We start from the raw sequence: 18,364 nt of genomic DNA, 5'->3' as shown, positions 1-18,364 counted from the left end.
GGCCATGCGCAACACCCGCTCCCGCCGGCAACAGATCCTGCAGCTGCTGATCGAGCACGGCTCGGTGCAGGTGGCCGATCTGGTCGAGCGCTTCGGCGTGTCGGCGGTGACCATCCGTGCCGACCTGACCCACTTCGAGTCGCAGGGCCTGGCCAACCGCACCCACGGCGGTGCCACCCTGGTGCGCACGCCGCCGCAGGAACAGGACATCCACGAGAAGGACGCGCTGAACCTGCCGCTGAAGGAATCGATCGGTGCGCGCGCTGCGCGCCTGGTACAGCCCGGCGACAACATCATCATCGATTCCGGCTCGACCACGATGACCCTGGCCCGCCACCTGCGCGCGCATCGCGACGTGACGGTGATGACCAACGGCCTGAACATCGCCTGGGAACTGGCCAATGCCGCCGGCATCACCGTGCTGCTGACCGGTGGGCTGCTGCGCCAGCAGTCGCTGTCACTGCAGGGCAGCCAGGCCGAGGCCAGCCTCAACTCGTACAGCTTCGACACCCTGTTCCTGGGCGTGGATGGCCTGGACCTGCAGTTCGGCCTGACCACCCACGATGAAGCCGAAGCCCGCCTCAACCATCGCATGGTCGAGCGTGCGCGCCGTATCGTGGTGCTGACCGACGCCTCCAAATTCGGCCGCGTCAGCCTGCATCGCATCGCCCTGCTGGATCAGATCCACGCCATCATCACCGACGCCGGCATTGACGACGCAACCCGTGAGGGGCTGCAGCGGCTGGGCATCGAAGTGATCATCGCCGAGCCCACCGCATGACCGACAGCCGATCCCTGCATGGCCGCATCCTCACTCCGCTGGGTTGGCGGCGTGGCCACGTCCACTTCGATTCGCAGGTGCGCCAGCTGCAGGTGGATGACCACAGCGGCGCTGACGACCTGCAGCTCCCGGTGATCCTGCCCGGCTTCATCGACCTGCATGTGCATGGCGCGGCCGGCGTGGACCTGATGCAGGGCGGCGACGTGGCGCGAACCATCGCCCGCACCCATCTGCGCTTCGGTACCACCACGTTGCTGGCGACCACCATGACCGCCGGGCTCGACGAGATCGAGCACGCGCTGCAGGGCGTGGCCGCCACCATGGCGACACCCGATGCCGACGCCGCCAGCATCGTCGGTGTGCATCTGGAAGGACCGTTCATCAGCCCGCAGCGTCTGGGTGCGCAGCCCAACCGCACGATCGAGGCGACGCTGGCACTGGTGCAGCAGCTGCATGCGCTGGCACCGATCCGGGTGATGACGCTGGCCCCGGAAATCGGTGAGCACACCGCGCTGATTCCCGCGCTCTCGGCGATGGGCATCCGCGTACAGCTCGGCCACAGCGCCGGTACCTATGAGGAAGGCGTGGCCGCGCTGCAGGCCGGTGCCTCCGGCTTCACCCACCTGTTCAACGGCATGACCGGCGTCGATCACTATCGCCCGGGCATTGCAGCGGCGGCGTTGGCACATGCGCAGTACGCCGAGATCATTCCCGACCTGCAGCACATCCACCCCGGCGTGATCCGGCTGGCCGCGCGCGCGATTCCGCGCCTGTACGCGGTGACCGACGCCACTGCCGCCACCGGCATGCCCGACGGCGAGTACGCGTTGGGCGAGCAGCGCGTGCACAAGTGTGGCGGCTGCGTGCGCCTCGCTACCGGTTCGCTGGCAGGTAGTGCACTGACCATGGACCAAGCGCTGCGCAACCTGGTGCGTGTGGGCCTGGACCTGGCCGATGCCTCGCAACGTGTTTCCACCTTCCCGGCCGATTACCTGGGCCTGGGCGATCGCGGCCGCATCGCGCCCGACGCCCGCGCCGATCTGGTGGTGCTGGACGCCGAACTGCGCCTGCAGCAGGTGGTGGTGGGCGGGCGCGTAGTTGATTTGAACGCCGCAAACGCCTGATATCTGCGTTTTTGTAGAGTCGAGCCATGCTCGACTCACCGCGCAACGCGCGGTGCAGGGAACCTCGATATCGGAACGAAGAGCAGTCGAGCATGGCTCGACTCTACAGAAAGCAATCTGCGACGAACCGTCGCCGGGCATAGCCCGGCGCTACCACAGGAACTGCCGATGACCGCAAGCACTGCTCCGCGCTGGCCCGTACGCTACCTGCTCTTCATCGGCGGCCTCGGTGGCCTGCTGTACGGCATCGACATCGGCATCATCGCCGGCGCCCTGCCCTATCTTGAAGCGACTGCCAGCCACGCCTGGCAGCTCAGCAGCCAGCAGCTCGGCTTCGTCGTCGCGGCAGTGCTGCTGGGCAGCGTGCTGTCCTCGCTGTTCGCCGGCATGGTCGCCGACCTGATCGGCCGCCGCGGTGCGATGCTGCTGGCCGGCCTGCTGTTCACCGCCTCGATCCCGATCATGGCACTGGCCTCCGGCTACACGCCCCTGCTGCTCGGCCGGCTGCTGCAGGGCATCAGTGGCGGCCTGATCGGCGTGGTGATTCCGCTGTACCTGGCCGAAGTGCTCAGCCCCGAACGACGCGGGCGTGGCGCGGCGATGTTCCAGCTGCTGCTGACCATCGGCCTGGTGCTGGCGGCACTGATCGGCCTGTACCACGCCCACGCCGTGGATGCCGCCGCCGAAGCCGTGCGCTCACTGCCGGTCGCGCAGCAGGCGCAGGAGCTGTTTGCGGTGAAGGACCACGCCTGGCGCACCATCTTCTGGACCTGCCTGGCGCCGGGTCTGCTGTTCTGCGCCGGCATCTTCTGGCTGTCCGAGTCACCGCGCTGGCTGGTGCGCCGCGGCCGCATCGATGACGCGCGCCGCAGCCTGCAGCGCGTGCTGCCCGCTTCGGAGGTGGAGCCGACGCTTGCACAGATCCAGGCACCGGAATCTAGCAGCGGCAGCGGCAAGCGCGACCCGCTGCTCAGCCGCCGCTACGTGGTGCCGTTCCTGCTCGCCTGCGTAGTGCTGGCCTGCACCCAGGCCACCGGCATCAACTCGGTGCTGGCCTACGCGGTGAACATCCTCAACCAGGCCGGCCTGTCCGGCTCGGTGGCCAATGGTGCCGATGTGGCGATCAAGCTGCTCAATGCGGTGATGACCGTGGTCGCGCTGCTGCTGGTCGACCGCAAGGGCCGCAAGTTCCTGCTGATGCTCGGCAGTGGCGGCATCTGCGTGGCCCTGCTGGCCGCCGCCACCCTCTTCTTCCAGGCCGAACGCGGCCGCACCGACGTGCAGCCGCAGCTGCAGGCGGCGGTCAGCGGCGACGGCCTGCAGCTGGTGCTGGATGATGCGCAGTGGCAGCGCCTGAGCAATGGCATCGACAGCCAGGGCCGACCGATGCAGCTGACCGTCTCCTACGCCTACGGCGACTTCACCAATGTGCGCGCCCTGCGCAGCGACAACCTGACCGACCGCGAGCTGCGCATCGAGCGTGCTGGCACCGTGCAGCCGGACAGCGTGATCGGCGCGTTCTTCCGCAAACTGCACCTGAATCCGTTCGCCGACCCGGCCAAGGCCGCGCAGGCTCCGCTGCGCATCGAGCAGGCGCGCATCGGCCCGGTGCCGCCACCGGCGCACGGCTGGGCCGTGGCCGCCTGCATCCTGGTGTTCGTCGCGTTCTTCGCGGTCGGGCCCGGCGTCTGCGTGTGGCTCGCGCTGTCCGAGCTGATGCCGAACCGCATCCGCTCCAACGGCATGAGCATCGCGCTGCTGATCAACCAGTTCGTGTCGACCACTATCGCCGCGATCTTCCTGCCCACGGTGGGCCACTATGGCTACGCCAGCATGTTCGTGTTCTGGGCGGCGTGCACCTTCGTGTTCTTCCTGGTGGCCGCGTTCTGGCTGCCGGAGACCAAGGGCAAGTCGCTGGAAGAGATCGAGGCCCGCTTCGCCCGGTAGCGGTCGACTTTGGTCGACCTCCGCGCGCAGCGCGGGTTCATGGCGCGCCCGTCATTCGCCAGTGATGTGCTTGGCCAGCTCCCGCGCTTCGGCAACGCTGGACAAGCCGCTCAGCATCATCGATTCGCCGAACGGCCCCTGCACCGTCGCCACCATCAGCACGCGGCCATCCACGCTGATCGCCGCACGCTGGCCGACCAGTGCCGCGGTGCCATCGTGGATGCGCTGATGCGCCTCCGGCCGATAGCGGATCTGCAGGCCCGGCTGCTTGCCTTCATCCAGCACATAGCGCACATCGGCAATATCCGCGCTGCCGGCAATCGGGGGCTCGCGCAGCGCCAGGGTCTCGCCCTGCCACTGCGCCGGCGTACCTTTGCCCGCCGCATCGACCGCACTCAGGCGCACGTCCACGCCGGGGCGTGGCGCATGATCCTTGCCTGCCAAGACACCGGGTGTGGCGCCCGGCATGCATCCGGTCAGGGTCAACGCCATGCCCAGCAACAGGGGAAGCGCAGCCCTCACTTCAGCTTCCGCAGCTTGAACGCCACCAGCACCTGCAACAGCCCGTACAGCAGGCTGCCGATGCCGATCCACAGCGTGGTCACCGCCACGCCCGCATACGGGTTGGCCGCGAACAGGACGCCCAGCACCACCGCCAGCACGCCACTGAGGATCAGCAGCCACTCGCCCTGGATCTGCTTGCGCACGCGGATCGCGAACACGATGCGATAGATGCCGGCCACCAGCAGCCACGCTGCCAGAAACAGCACCAGCACGCTGGCGGTGGCCAGCGGATTGATCACCGCCAGGATGCCGAAACCCAGCGAGGCGATGGCATACAGCGCCAGCCAGCCACGCGAGGCACCGCTGCCGCCGCTGACCAGTGCGAACAGGCTGATGACACCTTCAACGATGGCCATCACACCCAGCGTCCATGCCAATGCCATGGCTGCAGACAGCGGCCAGCCGATGGCGACGATGCCGAAGCCCAGCGCAACCAGCCCATACAGCAGCAGGATCCACCAGCTACGACCAACCGCCGACAACAAGGGAGACAGGGGGGAATTCATGGCCACTCCTTCGATCCGGAACCGGGCTCATCCTAGCCCCTGTGGATGAAGAGGGCGATCACGGCGCCCGCGCGCAGACCCATACCCGCACCTCGTCCGCTCCCACCCACCGCAGCGTCTCCGCAACCTCCATCACCGTGCTGCCGGTGGTCATCACATCGTCCACCACGGTCAGTCGCGGCGGCACCGGACCACGTACATCGAACGCATCGAACAGGTTTTCCCTGCGCTGTTCGGCCGTACGCTCAGACTGCGGCGCGGTATGCCGCCGCCGGTACAGCCCCTGCCAGACCGGCATCGGCAGCAGGCGGCACAGTTCGGCGGCCTGGTTGTAGCCGCGCTGGCGCAGGCGGCGCCGGTGCAGCGGTACCGGCACCAGCGGTAGGCATGACCACGGCGGCGGTGCGCGCTGCATCAACTGCGCCAGCAGGCGACCCGCGGCGAGATCCTGATGGAACTTGTAGCGCACCAGCAGCTGGTCGACCGGCGGCAGGTACAACAGGCTGGCATGGGTAGCGGCCTGCGGTGGCGCTTCCTCGCGGCAGCTGCCGCAGACGATCAGGGCGTTGTCGGGCAGCGGCAATGCGCAGCGCAGGCAGGCGCGGCCCGACCACGGAAGTTCCGCATAGCACGCGGCGCACAGATCCAGCCCATCGTGGCCGGGGCCGTTGCAGACCAGGCAACGCAATGGCAGCAGAACGCGAAGCAGCGCGTGAGGGACAGTGCTTGCCGCGTGCAGGAAGTTGATGCGCATGCGCCAGCCTTCCATCGCTGCGTCAGCTTCACCATCAGCGGACCGCGTGCTGCAGTGTCAGCGCTATCTGTTACCGCGCGCCCTTCAGGGCGCGCGTTCGCGATCCCCGGCATCCGACGGCGCCACGGCGGGCATCATCAACACCTCCGCCAGACCACGATAGATCGGCACGCGGCACACCAACCCGGACACGCCGCGCGCGATCAGCACCGTGGCCAGGATCGGCAGCAGCAGATCACCACTGTCGGTCAGCTCCAGCGAGATCACCGCCGAAGTCAGCGGTGCCTGGGTGACGCCGGTCAGATAGGCGCACATGCCCAACAGCACGAACGCGCGCGGGTCCACGCCCGGCATCAGGACCGCCAGGTTGTGGCCCAGTCCGGCACCGACCGCCAGCGCCGGCGAGAACAGGCCACCGGGGATGCCCGCCACATAGCACGCCAGGTTCGCGAGCAGCTTCATCAACCCGAACTCGTGACCGACCATCGCCTGCCCCTGCACCAGACTGCGCGCCTGCTCGTAGCCGGTGCCGAACGCGCCTTCACCGAACGTCAAAGCCAGCGCCACCACCACCAGCCCACAGCCTGCAGCCTGCAGCCAGCAGAACGGGATGCCGCTGCCGCAGCTGGCCCAGCCAACGCGGGCGACCCGCCGCACTGGCCAGCACCGCACGCGCGAACAGGCCTCCCAGCAAGCCCGCCACCACGCCGCACAGCAGGATCGCCAGCCAGCCCTGGCCCAGCGGCAGGCGTGCGCTCACATGACCGAAGTAGGTGTAGTTGCCCAGCAGGCCCAGCGACACCACGCCACCGACGATCACCGCGGTCAGCAGGGTGCCGGAGAAGCGATGCTCGAAGCGGCCGCTGAGCTCTTCGATGGCGAAGACGATACCCGCCAGCGGTGTGTTGAACGCCGCCGCAATGCCGGCAGCACCACCGGCCAGCAGGAAGTGCGAGAGCTCGCGCGGGTCCTTGAAGCCGAACCAGCGGCCGAACAGGTACATCAGGCTGGCGCCCACATGCACCGTCGGGCCTTCACGGCCAACGGACGCGCCGCCGAGCAGCGACAACGAGGCCAGCAGCAGCTTGCCGGCCGAGACCGCGGGCGAAAGATTGGTCCTGCGGAACGACTCATCCGGCTTGTCCAACGCGGCGATGACCTGCGGAATGCCGCTGCCCCGCGTGGGCTTCAGCACGCCGGAAGTGAGCCACGCCAGCAGCGCGAAGATGCCGGGCGTGAGCAGCAGAGCCCACCACGGCGAGTGCGTTGTGATCCGCTGGAATACATGAAAGGCGGCGTCACTGGCCTTGGCAAACAGGATGGCCACCAGCGCCACGGCCACAGCGCCACCCCAGAGCGCGGCACGGCGGCGCCAGGCCTCGCTGAGAACCAGCGCGGTGATGCGGCCGCGGAGGCGATGGAGATCGGTCATGCAGGGCAGTCTGGACGCTGCGGAGGAAGACGGACAGCGGCTACTGTGGCTGAAGGCCTTGCAGGATGCGGTGAAATGCCCGGCCATGGATCCTCCCGGCAGCCTGCCGCGTGCGTGCACTACTGGGCGGGCAATCGCTCCCGCCACCGGCGCTTTTCCACGCTGCGCACGTTGGGCTGCTGCCGCAGCCATTCCAGATAGAGCGGCAGATGTGCCAACTCATCATCGCTCACATCGCCGGTGAACTCGCGCACCTCGACCAGGTTTCCGTAGTTTCTGGCGTACTTGCTGGGCGTGTCGTCGATACCGATCATCTGCTCCAACCGGAAGCCGTGTCGCTTCAGCTTGCCCAGCCGCTTCTGCGACGCATAGCCGCCAGTGTCCCAGTCGCGCGCCGTGCTGCATCGCTGCGCGGACCACAGGAATGCGAGCGGGCGGCCCGGCATCAGGCGGGCCACCAGCGGCTCCGCATACAACTGCCCGGAAGACGTCCACACCCCCACCGTGAAGTGGGCGAAGGCATAGTCGAGGAACGCCTGCAGGTGAGGCCGCAGGTAGACGTGGTAGCCGACAAGGCGGAAGTCCGCCGGCCGCTCCAGTTCGCGCTCGCTTGCGTGCACCAACGTCTCGTCCAGGTCGAGTACCAGCAGTTTTCCACCTGGCGGCATTACATCCGGTTTCATACTCATTCCTCTTCCAAAGCCTCCGGCACCGCTACCTTCCGGATCAGCTTCAACGCATGCCCTTCCAGCACATAGAAGTAGGCGTAGTGACCGGTCCTGTCGTAGTTGCTGTCGTACTCGGTGCCTTCGGCCACCACCAGCGCGCTGTGCGGATCGATCCTGACGATGTTCGGGCCGAGTTCCCCACCCAGGCTCTGCGGCAGCGGCTTGCCGGTGCGCAGGCTGATGAAGGTCTGCGAGAAGCACCCCGTGCCGCAACCCCAGCCGGCCACGGTGTACTCGCCGGCGAACTCGATCTTGCCGTCCTTCAATGCGGCGGACATCCGCGTCTTGAACATGCGCGCCTCATGCGTACTCATGTCCAGCGCAGCGGCAGGTCCGCAGTAGACCTTCGCCACAGGGTAATCAGTGAGCTGCGGGCCGCCCTGCTCGCCACGGAAGATCGCCTCACGGACGCGGGAGTTTTCGTCAATCTCCGCAGCAGTCGGCTCGGCCGCGCAGGCAGCCGCTGCTGCCAGTCCCAGGGCAAGGGCCACTACGGCAACCGCAGCGCGCGTGATCGATGCAGCGTTCATGGCCGTCCTTTGCGTTGGGGCCCCATTCTAGGCACGAACTCCGTAAACCAATTTAAATCAACAATGGTTGACAGCCCAGGCACACCCACCCACACTGCCGCCCTCGCTCCACTCGTACCCAAGGTCCCGCCATGGCTGCTGCCATCCGCCACGACTGGCAACACGACGAACTGCAGGCGCTGTTCGATCTGCCGTTCCCCGAGCTGCTGTTCCGCGCCGCAGCGGTCCATCGCGAGCATTTCGACCCCTCGCAGGTGCAGGTCTCCACGTTGCTGTCGGTGAAGACCGGCGGCTGCCCGGAAGACTGCGCGTACTGCCCGCAGGCGCAGCGCTACAGCACCGGGGTGAACGCGCAGAAGCTGATGGAGACCGATGCGGTGCTGGCCAAGGCACGCCAGGCCAAGGCCGCCGGTGCGTCGCGCTTCTGCATGGGTGCCGCGTGGCGTTCGCCGAAGGACCGCGACATTCCGAAGGTGGCGGCGATGATCGCCGGGGTGAAGGCGCTGGGCCTGGAGACCTGCGCCACGCTGGGCATGCTCAGTGGCGAGCAGGCGCGTGCGCTGAAGGACGCCGGCCTGGACTACTACAACCACAACCTCGACACCGCGCCGGACTACTACGATTCGATCATCCACACGCGCCAGTACCAGGACCGCCTGGATACGCTGGAGCACGTGCGCGATGCCGGCCTGAAGACCTGCTGCGGCGGCATCGTCGGCATGGGCGAGACGCGCGCGCAGCGCGTCGGCCTGCTGCTGGCGCTGGCCACGCTGCCGGCACATCCCGATTCGGTGCCGATCAACAAGCTGGTGCAGGTGGCGGGCACGCCGCTGCATGGCAGTGCCGAGCTGGATCCGTTCGAGTTCGTGCGCATGATCGCGGTGGCGCGCATCGCCATGCCGCGCTCGATGGTGCGGTTGTCCGCCGGGCGCGAGGCGATGAGCGACGAACTGCAGGCGCTGTGCTTCCTGGCCGGTGCCAATTCGATCTTCTATGGCGACAAGCTGCTGACCACGGGCAACCCGGAAAGCGAACGCGACCTGGCCTTGTTCGCACGCCTGGGCCTGCAACCGATGGCGGTGCAGGTAGATGCAGAGGGCCACGACCACGGCGGCACCGTGCACGCCGATATCAGTGCCGATACGCCCGGCTGTGGCTGCGCTCACGCGGCCTGAGACGGGCCGCAAGCAGGCGTCGCGGCAACGCGCTACCCTAGCCGCCCCGTCGTCGCATTCAGCCACCATGGCCCGCCCCGACCTGACTGCCCGCCTCCACGCCCAACGCGCCCTGCGCGATGCCCAAGGCCGTCGCCGCCCTCGACGCACGGTCAGCCGTCGTGATGGCGTGCGCCTGGAAGTGGACGGCCAGTGGCTGACCGGCTTCTGCAGCAATGATTACCTGGGCCTGGCCCAGCAGTTCAGCGTGGTCAATGCGCTGCAGGACGCCGCCGCGCGCGAAGGCGCTGGCGCCGGTGCCTCGCACCTGGTCTGCGGCCACCACGTCCTGCACGAAGCGCTGGAACGCGAAGTAGCCGAGTGGCTGGGCTATCCGCGTGCGCTGCTGTTCGGCAGTGGCTTCGCCGCCAACCTGGCGGTGCAGCAGGCATTGCTGAGCGAAGAGAACGATGTCTGCGTACAGGACAAGCTCAACCACGCCAGCCTGCTCGATGCGACGCGGTTGGCCGGTGCACGCCTGCGCCGCTATCCGCATCTGGATGCGGAAGGCGCGATGCGTCAACTCAAGCACGCGCCCGATGGCGCGGCGATGCTGGCCACCGATGGTGTCTTCAGCATGGATGGCGACATCGCACCGCTGCGCGCTTTGTCGCTTGTGGCACGCCTGCAGCAGGCGCTGTTCTACGTCGATGACGCGCACGGCGTGGGCGTGGTCGGTGATGGCCGTGGTGCCGTGGCCGCCGCCGGGCTGGGCGTGGACGACGTACCGCTGCAACTGGTCACGCTGGGCAAGGCACTGGGCGGTTCCGGTGCACTGGTGCTGGGCCGTGACGACCTGATCGAGCACCTGGCCGAGACCGCACGCCCGTACATCTACACCACTGCGGTGCCGCCAGCGATGGCCGCTGCTGCACTGGAAGCAGTGCGCCTGGCGCGTCGCGACCACTGGCGCCGCACCAAGCTGACCGACCTGATCGCGCTGTTCCGCAGCGAAGCGCGTCGCCATGGGCTGGACCTGATGGCTTCGGAAACGCCGATCCAGCCGCTGCTGTGCGGCGATGACCATACCGCCGTTGCGATGTCCACGACGCTGGAACAGGCCGGCTGGCTGGTCGGCGCAATCCGCCCACCGACGGTGCCGGAAGGCAAGGCACGCTTGCGCGTCACCCTGTCCGCGCTGCATACGCCGGAACAGGTGCGTGGCCTGGTGGAGGCCATCGCCAGCGCGCGCGATCGCGTGACCCTGGCCGTGCGTGAAGCCGCGCCACCGCCGCTGCCCGCTTTTGCCTGAGTTCCGTGTAGTTCCCCATGCATATTGAAGTGACCGGCCGTGGGCCGGACCTGGTTCTGATCCACGGCTGGGCCCTGCAGGGCGGTGTGTTCGCACCACTGGTGCAGCGCCTGGCGGACCAGTTCACCCTGCACCTGGTAGACCTGCCCGGCCATGGCCACAGCCGCGAGGACACCACGCCGCTGCGCCTGCCGTTCGTGGTCAATGCCATTGCTGCGGCCACGCCGCCGGCGGTGTGGTGCGGCTGGTCGCTGGGCGGCCTGTTCGCGCTGCATGCTGCCGCGACGCTGCCAAAGGTGCGCGGGCTGGCGATGATCGCGGCCACGCCGCGCTTCGTGCGTGGCGAAGACTGGCCGGACGCGGTGGAACCGGCCGTGTTCGAGCAGTTCGGGCGCGAGCTGGCGACCGACTTCGGCGGCACGCTGGAACGCTTCCTGGCGCTGGACGTGATGGGCTCGGCGCACGCCCGCGAGGAGCTGCGCACGCTGCGCCAGCGCCTGGTCGAGCGCGGTGCACCCACCGAACGCGCGCTGCTGGAGGGCCTGCGCCTGCTGGAAAGCACCGACCTGCGCGGCGCACTGCCGACGCTGGGTAAACCCAGCCTGTGGATCGCCGGCCAACGCGACCGGCTGGTGTCTCCGGCGGCGATGCAGGCCGCCGCGGCACTGGCCCCGGGCGGGCAGGCGCTGACCATCGCCCACGGCGGCCATGCGCCCTTCCTCGGCCATGCCGACGAGGTCGCCGCCGCCCTGCAACACTTCGTTGCCGGCCTGTCACCGGCCGATGGCGGACAATGAGCGCCTTCCGAATTCCGCAGGATTGACGCATGGATCTGGGTATCAATGGCCGCTGGGCACTGGTCTGCGGCGCAAGCAAGGGGCTGGGCCTGGGCTGCGCGCGTGCGCTGGTGCGTGAAGGCGTCAACGTGGTGATCGTGGCCCGCGGTGAAGCCGCCCTGCAGGCCGCCGCTGAAGAGCTGCGCGCGCTGGCCGGTGCCGCCGAGGTGCGCGCGGTCGCCGCCGACGTCACCACCGAAGCCGGCCGCGTCGCGGCGCTGGCCGCATGCCCGCAGGTGGACATCCTGGTCAACAACGCCGGTGGCCCGCCGCCCGGTGATTTCCGCACCTTCGAGCGCGACGACTGGATTGCCGCGCTGGACGCCAACATGCTGGCGCCGATCGCGCTGATCCGCGCCACCGTCGACGCGATGATCGAGCGCGGCTTCGGCCGTATCGTCAACATCACCTCGTCGGCGGTGAAAGCCCCGATCGATATCCTGGCGCTGTCCAACGGCGCGCGCAGTGGCCTGACCGGTTTCGTCGCCGGCCTGTCGCGCCGCACCGTGGCCCACAACGTCACCATCAACAACCTGCTGCCCGGCCAGTTCGACACCGACCGCCTGCGCGCCAACTTCGCCCACAGTGCGGGCAAGGACGGCGACGCCGACGAAGTGGCCGAACGCCGCCGCCAGCAGATCCCCGCCGGCCGCTTCGGCACGCCGGATGAATTCGGCGCCGCCTGCGCGTTCCTTTGCAGCGCACAGGCCGGTTACCTCACCGGGCAGAACCTGCTGATCGATGGCGGCGCCTACCCCGGTACGTTCTAAGAGACTTTCGCAATGCCGTCCCATTTCGATGCCCGCCACGTCCGCCGCGCGTTCGCCCGTGCCGCCAACAGCTACGACGCCGCCGCCGCCCTGCAGCGCGAAGTGCAGTCGCGGCTGATCGAATCGCTGGACTACCTGGAGGCACGCAAGCCCGAGGTGGTGCTGGACATTGGTGCCGGCACCGGCCATGCCAGCGCGTTGATGAAGAAGCGCTGGCCGAAGGCGCAGGTGATCGCGCTGGACGTGGCGCTGCCGATGCTGGACCAGGCCAAGCGCCAGGCCGGCTGGTGGAAGCCGTTCCAGCGCCTGTGCGGTGATGCCGCCGCGCTGCCGCTGGCCGACAACAGCGTGGACGTGATCTTCAGCAACCTGTGCCTGCAGTGGGTGGACGACCTGCCGGCGGTGTTTGCCGGGTTCCGCCGTGTGCTCAAGCCAGGTGGCCTGCTGGTGTGTTCCACCTTCGGCCCGGAAACCCTGATCGAACTCAACGAGGCATTCGCCGCCGCCGATGACCGCCCGCACGTGAGCCGCTTCGCGCAGATCGCGCAATTCGGCGATGCGCTGATGATGGCCGGCTTCCGCGACCCGGTGCTGGACCGCGACCTGTTCACCCTGACCTACGACGATCTGCCGTCACTGATGCGCGAACTGCGTGCGATGGGCGCGACCAATGCACGGGTGGACCGACGCCACACGCTGACCGGGCGTGGCCGTTTCGCCGCTGCGGCAGCGGCGTATGAACCGATGCGCCGTGCCGACGGCAAGCTGCCCAGCAGCTGGGAAGTGATCTATGCGCACGCCTGGGCACCGGACCCGGGCGCACCGATCCGCGAAGGCGGGCATGACGTGGCCTCGGTGCCGGTGTCGGCAATTCCGATCCGGCGCAAGCAGACCTGATCGTCCGGTAGTGCCGGCCGCTGGCGGGCAACCTCACGATTCCATGCTGGGCATCTGCCGACCAGCGGCCGGCACTACCGCATGCCACTCCGCACGCGAATCGCTCCGGTAGGTGCCAACCTTGGTTGGCACACCCCATCAGATCGCGGTGCCGCCAGCAGTGTGCCGACCAAGGTCGGCACCCACCCAAATGCAGGCTTCCGCCTCAGGTATTGGCCGGCGAACTCAGCGGCGGGCGCACCAGGTCACGGTGGAAGAAATAGATTTCCTGCACCAGGAAGCGCCAGCTGGTGTGGAAGCTGCGGAAGCGCGTGCTGGGCGTGGACGAGGCCAGCGCATCGATGCCCAGCGCCTTGCTCAGGCGCAGCGCGCGCGCCATGTGCAGCGGATCGCTGACGATGATCACCCGGTGCAGGTCGCGCTGGTCCATCAGCCGCTTGGCTTCAACCAGGTTCTGCACGGTATTGCGCGAGGCGGTTTCGATCAGGATCGCATCGTCCGGCACGCCATGTTTCAGCGCATAACGCCGCGCCACCTGCGATTCGGAAAAACGCGCACCGGTGCCACCGTAGCCGCCGGTGAAGATCAGCAGCGGCGCGTACTGGGCCTCGTACAGGTCCAGCCCATGCCGGATACGCTCTTCGAACACCGGTGACGGTTTGGCGTCATAGGCGGCCGCACCCAGCACGATGATGGCGTCGGCCTTGGCGGCCTGGTCACGCTCGCCGACCCAGACGATCCAGGCAGTCACGCCCAGCAGCCAGATCACCAGCAGGACAAACAGCCGCCACAGCCAGCCCAGCAGGCCGGTGCGAGGCCGCTGCCGGTCGCGGCTCACGGCGCGCCCCAGCGCAGCGCTGGCAGGTCGACGTTGCCGCCGGACAGCACCAGGCCCACGCGCAGTCCGGCGAAACGTTGCGGCTGCGCCAGCACCGCAGCCAGCACGGTGGCCGAGGACGGCTCGACCACCTGCTTGAGCACCTCCCACAGCAGGCGCATCGCGGCCATCGTCGCCGCGTCATCGACCACGATCACCTCGGCACCGGCCGCGCGCAGCAATTCGAAATTGGGCGCGCCGATCAGGGTACGCAGGCCATCGCAGATCGTGTCCGGGGTGAACGCGTCCTGGCGCTCGCCGGCGGCCAGCGAGCGCGCGGTATCGTCGGCACCGGCCGGCTCGGCCAGCACCAGACGGGTCTGCGGGCTGGCGAGCTGCAGCGCCAGCGCAGTGCCGCTGGCGAGGCCGCCGCCGCCCACCGGCACCACCAGCACGTCGAACGGGCCGTCGCTGTGCAGCAGTTCCAGGGCGGCGGTGCCCTGCCCGGCCATCACCGCCGGATTCGTATAGGGATGCACCAGGGTCGCGCCGGTGTCGGCCTGCACCTTGGCGCAGGTGGCCTCACGGTCGGCAATGGTCGGCGGGCAGTGCCAGAGCGTGGCGCCATGGCGCGCAATATTGGCCAGCTTGGCCGCCACCGCACCTTCCGGCACCACCACGTGACAGGGAATGCCCCGGGTACGTGCGGCCAGCGCCAGGGCGGCGCCGTGATTGCCAGAGGAGTGGGTGACCACGCCGGCACTGGCGGAATCAGCCTCCAGCGACCACACCGCGTTGCAGGCACCGCGGAACTTGAACGCACCACCACGCTGCAGGTGCTCGGCCTTGAACGCCAGCTGTGCCCCGGCCAGCGCATCGAGCGTGTGCGAGCGCAGCACCGGGGTCACGCTGGCATGCGGGGCGATCCTCGCGGCAGCAAGCAGGACGTCGTCGGCGCGGGGCAACAGTGAATCGCTCATGACGCAAGATTAACGTATGCCCCCGCGCTGGCGACCGGGACACAGGTCATGCCAGCATGCAGCCCTACGCCTCCATTCATCCTGGCCGACGGAATTAAGGGCCGATTCAACGCTTGCGCCCGAAGCTGACTGCACACCCGTCCTCTGGGGGGACCCACCATGAAAATGCGCCTGATGCTTGCCGGTGGCCTGTTGCTGGCCCTGACCGGCTGCACCACCTACGACTATGTCGGCGGCGGCCGCAGCGGCAGCTACTACCACGGTGCGCCGTCGGTGGAATACCGCTACCCGGCCGGCTATCCCTACAACTACGGCCCCTACTACGGTGGCTATGGCGGCTACTACGGCGGCTACGGCAACCCGTATTACTCGCGCCCGATCTACCGTCCGCCGCACAACCACCGCCCGCCGCCGCGTCCGGGCAATGGCGGCGAGCACCGTCCGCCGCCGCCGTCGCGTCCGTCGTACAACGGGGGTTCGCCGTGGCGGAACATGGACTCCATGCGCCGCCCGCCGCAATCGAACGCCCAGCCGTCGGCGCCCCCGCCGCAGGCCCGTCCGGCACCGGCACCGAGTGCGCCGAGGATGAACGGTTCCCCCTGGCGCAACATGGATCGTGCGACGCAGCGCACAGTTGAGCGCTGAACCGTCTTGCATTTCACACGGTCTAAGCCGCAATCTACGCGGACAGTGACGGCCCGCGTCACAAAGTGACAAAAACGACACGGGCCGCCGCAAAAAGCTCTACGTCGATATCCGACAGGAACATCTGGATCCCCCCTGTTCCGGCCCTGTCGGATGTCGGCACCTCTGAAAACAGACGGCCCCGCAATGCGGGGCCGTTTGTTTTGTTGGGTCGCCAACCGCCGAGGGCCCCAGCGTCAGTAGCTCCACGCCATGCGTGGATGGCGCCTTCCCGACAGCCGCAAAAAAACAGGGCCGGACAGTCCCCCGACTGCCGGCCCTCTGCTCCCCCACCGTGCGCCTGTACCGGCCCCTGTTCCAATTCCGGTCACGGGCGCCTACGGCGCCAGCCACGGTGGGTGCTATTGGGTTATCTGCAAAAATCCTGCCAACTTTAGGGCTGATTTCGACGCCGGCCGGCCGGCACCGACGTCCCGGCCCCGAATGGCGCTAAAATCGCCACCCCGGCGCCGCCCCCGGTCCGCGCCCGCCCCCAGCTGAACAGCCCCCCATGAACCCGTCCTTCCATCGTTACGACGTCATCGTCATCGGCGGTGGCCACGCCGGCACCGAAGCCGCGCTGGCCGCGGCCCGCACCGGCGTGCGCACCCTGCTGCTGACCCACAACATCGAAACGGTGGGTGCGATGAGCTGCAACCCGGCCATCGGCGGCATCGGCAAGGGCCACCTGGTCAAGGAGATCGACGCCCTCGGTGGTGCGATGGCGCATGCCGCCGACCGCGCCGGCATCCAGTGGCGCACGCTCAATGCCTCCAAGGGCCCGGCCGTGCGCGCCACCCGCTGCCAGGCCGACCGCAACCTGTACCGCATGGCGATCCGCGCCATCGTCGAAGGCCAGGCCAACCTGACCGTGTTCCAGGCCGCCGTGGACGACCTGGTCATCGAAGGCGACGCCGTGCGCGGGGTCATCACCCAGACCGGGCTGCGCTTCGATGCCGAAGCGGTGGTGCTGACCGCCGGCACCTTTCTGGCCGGCAAGATCCATGTCGGGCCGACCCAGTACGCCGCCGGTCGCATGGGCGACCCGCCGGCCACCACGCTGGCCGCGCGGCTGCGCGAGCGCCCGTTCCAGGTGGACCGCCTGAAGACCGGTACGCCACCGCGCATCGACGGCCGCTCGCTGGACTACAGCGTGATGGACGAGCAGCCCGGCGATACGCCGCGGCCGGTGATGTCCTTCCTCGGCTCGGTGGACGAGCATCCGCAGCAGGTCAGCTGCTGGATCACCCACACCACCGAACAGACCCACCAGATCATCCGCGACGCGCTGCACCGTTCGCCGCTGTACAGCGGCCAGATCGAAGGCATCGGCCCGCGCTACTGCCCGTCCATCGAGGACAAGGTGGTGCGCTTCGCCGAGAAGGCCAGCCACCAGATCTTCGTCGAACCCGAAGGCCTGGGCATCGTCGAGATCTACCCCAACGGCATCTCCACCTCGCTGCCGTTCGACGTGCAGCTGGAGATGGTGCGCAGCATCCGTGGCTTCGAGAACGCACACATCACCCGCCCCGGCTACGCGATCGAGTACGACTTCTTCGACCCGCGCGGGCTGAAGGCCTCGCTGGAGACCAAGCTGGTCAACGGCCTGTTCTTCGCTGGCCAGATCAACGGCACCACTGGCTACGAAGAGGCCGCCGCGCAGGGCCTGCTGGCTGGCCTCAACGCCGCACGCCAGGTGCGCGGGCTGGACGGCTGGTGCCCGCGTCGCGACGAGGCCTACCTGGGCGTGCTGGTGGATGACCTGATCACCCACGGCACCAACGAGCCGTACCGCATGTTCACCAGCCGCGCCGAGTACCGCCTGCAGCTGCGCGAGGACAATGCCGACCAGCGCCTGACCCCGACCGGCCGCGAAATGGGCCTGGTGGATGATCGCCGCTGGAGCGCGTTCGAGACCAAGCAGGCCGCCGTCGCTGCCGAGCGCGCACGCCTGGGTGCGCTGTGGGCAACCCCGGCCAATGCACTGGGCCGCGAAGTGAACGAGACGCTGGGCGTGGCGGTCAGTCGCGAGACCAACGTGCTGGACCTGATCAAGCGCCCCGAGCTGGATTACGCCAAGCTGATGCAGGTGCCCTCGCTGGGCCCGGCGGTGGCCGATGGCAAGGTTGCCGAGCAGGTGGAGATCGGCGTGAAGTACGCCGGCTACCTGGACCGCCAGCGCGAGGAGATCGAGCGCCAGCAGCGGCACGAAGCCACGCCGATCGCTGAAGCCTTCGATTACGCGACGGTGCGCGGGCTGTCGGCCGAAGCGCTGCAGAAGCTGGAGCGCGTACGCCCGCAGACCATCGGCCAGGCACAGCGCATTCCGGGCATGACCCCGGCAGCGATCTCGCTGCTGCTGGTGCACCTGGAGCGCGCACGCCGGGGACGCGTGGCGTAACGCACCGCTTCGCTCGCCGGGCATGGCCCGGCGCTACCAGCTCTGGTAGGTGTCGACCTTGGTCGACACGGATGCATGAAGCATCCCGGCAGTTGCAGGTGTCGGCGGGGTCGCCATTGGCCGAGCGCGTATCATCGTCGTGAACGC

At 68.4% G+C, this 18,364-nt stretch carries 17 protein-coding genes and 1 pseudogene; 10 read left to right on the top strand and 8 right to left on the bottom strand.

Annotated features, from left to right (window positions below; translation table 11 throughout):
- The first annotated feature begins 4 nt into the window (after positions 1-4).
- The 3 genes from V3B64_RS16245 (at position 5) to V3B64_RS16235 (ending at position 3,852) form a co-directional block, all read left to right on the top strand.
- Positions 5-781, top strand: coding sequence for a DeoR family transcriptional regulator (locus V3B64_RS16245; protein ID WP_014038836.1), 777 nt, complete (start codon positions 5-7; stop codon positions 779-781).
- A complete protein-coding gene (nagA, locus tag V3B64_RS16240; RefSeq protein WP_329914479.1) occupies positions 778-1,905 on the top strand; it encodes an N-acetylglucosamine-6-phosphate deacetylase in 1,128 nt (375 codons plus the stop codon). The genes V3B64_RS16245 and nagA overlap by 4 nt, the downstream gene beginning before the upstream one ends.
- A gap of 168 nt (positions 1,906-2,073) precedes the next feature.
- Positions 2,074-3,852, top strand: coding sequence for an MFS transporter (locus V3B64_RS16235; protein WP_329914478.1), 1,779 nt, complete (start codon positions 2,074-2,076; stop codon positions 3,850-3,852).
- Between the two features lie 51 nt (positions 3,853-3,903).
- On the opposite strand, the gene V3B64_RS16230 is transcribed toward V3B64_RS16235, so the two are convergent.
- The 6 genes and pseudogenes from V3B64_RS16230 to V3B64_RS16205 all read right to left on the bottom strand — a co-directional run bounded on the left by V3B64_RS16230 (position 3,904) and on the right by V3B64_RS16205 (position 8,366).
- Complete coding sequence (locus tag V3B64_RS16230) at positions 3,904-4,374, bottom strand: hypothetical protein (protein WP_329914477.1); 471 nt, start codon at positions 4,372-4,374, stop codon at positions 3,904-3,906.
- Entirely contained in the window at positions 4,371-4,922 is a 552-nt protein-coding gene (locus V3B64_RS16225; RefSeq protein ID WP_049461697.1) for an HdeD family acid-resistance protein, read from the bottom strand. Before V3B64_RS16225 ends, V3B64_RS16230 begins: the two co-directional genes overlap by 4 nt.
- A gap of 58 nt (positions 4,923-4,980) precedes the next feature.
- Complete coding sequence (locus V3B64_RS16220) at positions 4,981-5,676, bottom strand: ComF family protein (RefSeq protein WP_329893912.1); 696 nt, start codon at positions 5,674-5,676, stop codon at positions 4,981-4,983.
- A gap of 84 nt (positions 5,677-5,760) precedes the next feature.
- Positions 5,761-7,108, bottom strand: a pseudogene (locus V3B64_RS16215) (chloride channel protein).
- A 119-nt stretch (positions 7,109-7,227) separates the two neighbouring features.
- Complete coding sequence (locus V3B64_RS16210; RefSeq protein WP_329914476.1) at positions 7,228-7,797, bottom strand: HAD family hydrolase; 570 nt, start codon at positions 7,795-7,797, stop codon at positions 7,228-7,230.
- Positions 7,794-8,366, bottom strand: a complete 573-nt coding sequence (locus V3B64_RS16205; protein WP_201117595.1) for a hypothetical protein — start codon at positions 8,364-8,366, stop codon at positions 7,794-7,796. The genes V3B64_RS16210 and V3B64_RS16205 overlap by 4 nt, the downstream gene beginning before the upstream one ends.
- Positions 8,367-8,497: 131 nt before the next feature.
- Here V3B64_RS16205 and bioB point away from each other — a divergent pair, with 131 nt between their 5' ends.
- The 5 genes from bioB (at position 8,498) to bioC (ending at position 13,335) form a co-directional block, all read left to right on the top strand.
- On the top strand, positions 8,498-9,541 hold the full coding sequence (gene bioB, locus V3B64_RS16200; RefSeq protein ID WP_049412416.1) for a biotin synthase BioB: 1,044 nt from the start codon (positions 8,498-8,500) through the stop codon (positions 9,539-9,541).
- A gap of 67 nt (positions 9,542-9,608) precedes the next feature.
- Positions 9,609-10,832 carry an 8-amino-7-oxononanoate synthase gene (bioF, locus tag V3B64_RS16195; RefSeq protein ID WP_329914475.1) on the top strand — a complete coding sequence of 408 codons (1,224 nt, stop codon included), beginning with the start codon at positions 9,609-9,611 and terminating at the stop codon, positions 10,830-10,832.
- Between the two features lie 17 nt (positions 10,833-10,849).
- Positions 10,850-11,629 carry a pimeloyl-ACP methyl ester esterase BioH gene (gene bioH / locus V3B64_RS16190; protein WP_329914474.1) on the top strand — a complete coding sequence of 260 codons (780 nt, stop codon included), beginning with the start codon at positions 10,850-10,852 and terminating at the stop codon, positions 11,627-11,629.
- Between the two features lie 29 nt (positions 11,630-11,658).
- Positions 11,659-12,438 (top strand): SDR family oxidoreductase, encoded by a 780-nt coding sequence (locus V3B64_RS16185; RefSeq protein ID WP_329914473.1) that lies wholly within the window; start codon positions 11,659-11,661, stop codon positions 12,436-12,438.
- 12 nt (positions 12,439-12,450) lie between these two features.
- Positions 12,451-13,335 carry a malonyl-ACP O-methyltransferase BioC gene (gene bioC / locus V3B64_RS16180; protein ID WP_049400863.1) on the top strand — a complete coding sequence of 295 codons (885 nt, stop codon included), beginning with the start codon at positions 12,451-12,453 and terminating at the stop codon, positions 13,333-13,335.
- Positions 13,336-13,540: 205 nt separating this feature from the next.
- On the opposite strand, the gene V3B64_RS16175 is transcribed toward bioC, so the two are convergent.
- Together V3B64_RS16175 and V3B64_RS16170 are read right to left on the bottom strand one after the other, a co-directional pair.
- Positions 13,541-14,185 carry a YdcF family protein gene (locus V3B64_RS16175; RefSeq protein ID WP_032127185.1) on the bottom strand — a complete coding sequence of 215 codons (645 nt, stop codon included), beginning with the start codon at positions 14,183-14,185 and terminating at the stop codon, positions 13,541-13,543.
- Positions 14,170-15,132, bottom strand: coding sequence for a pyridoxal-phosphate dependent enzyme (locus tag V3B64_RS16170; protein ID WP_329914472.1), 963 nt, complete (start codon positions 15,130-15,132; stop codon positions 14,170-14,172). The genes V3B64_RS16175 and V3B64_RS16170 overlap by 16 nt, the downstream gene beginning before the upstream one ends.
- Positions 15,133-15,291: 159 nt before the next feature.
- Between V3B64_RS16170 and V3B64_RS16165 the strand changes: the two genes are divergently transcribed.
- Both V3B64_RS16165 and mnmG read left to right on the top strand, forming a co-directional pair.
- Positions 15,292-15,777 (top strand): hypothetical protein, encoded by a 486-nt coding sequence (locus V3B64_RS16165; protein WP_019337023.1) that lies wholly within the window; start codon positions 15,292-15,294, stop codon positions 15,775-15,777.
- A gap of 550 nt (positions 15,778-16,327) precedes the next feature.
- A complete protein-coding gene (gene mnmG / locus V3B64_RS16160; protein ID WP_121504174.1) occupies positions 16,328-18,217 on the top strand; it encodes a tRNA uridine-5-carboxymethylaminomethyl(34) synthesis enzyme MnmG in 1,890 nt (629 codons plus the stop codon).
- The last annotated feature ends 147 nt before the right edge of the window (positions 18,218-18,364 follow it).

Origin of the sequence: Stenotrophomonas sp. SMYL86 (assembly GCF_036320025.1) — a bacterium.
Lineage (GTDB): Bacteria > Pseudomonadota > Gammaproteobacteria > Xanthomonadales > Xanthomonadaceae > Stenotrophomonas > Stenotrophomonas maltophilia_A.
Note: the sequence above shows the minus strand (reverse complement) of the source record. Positions and strands in the feature narration are given on the sequence as shown.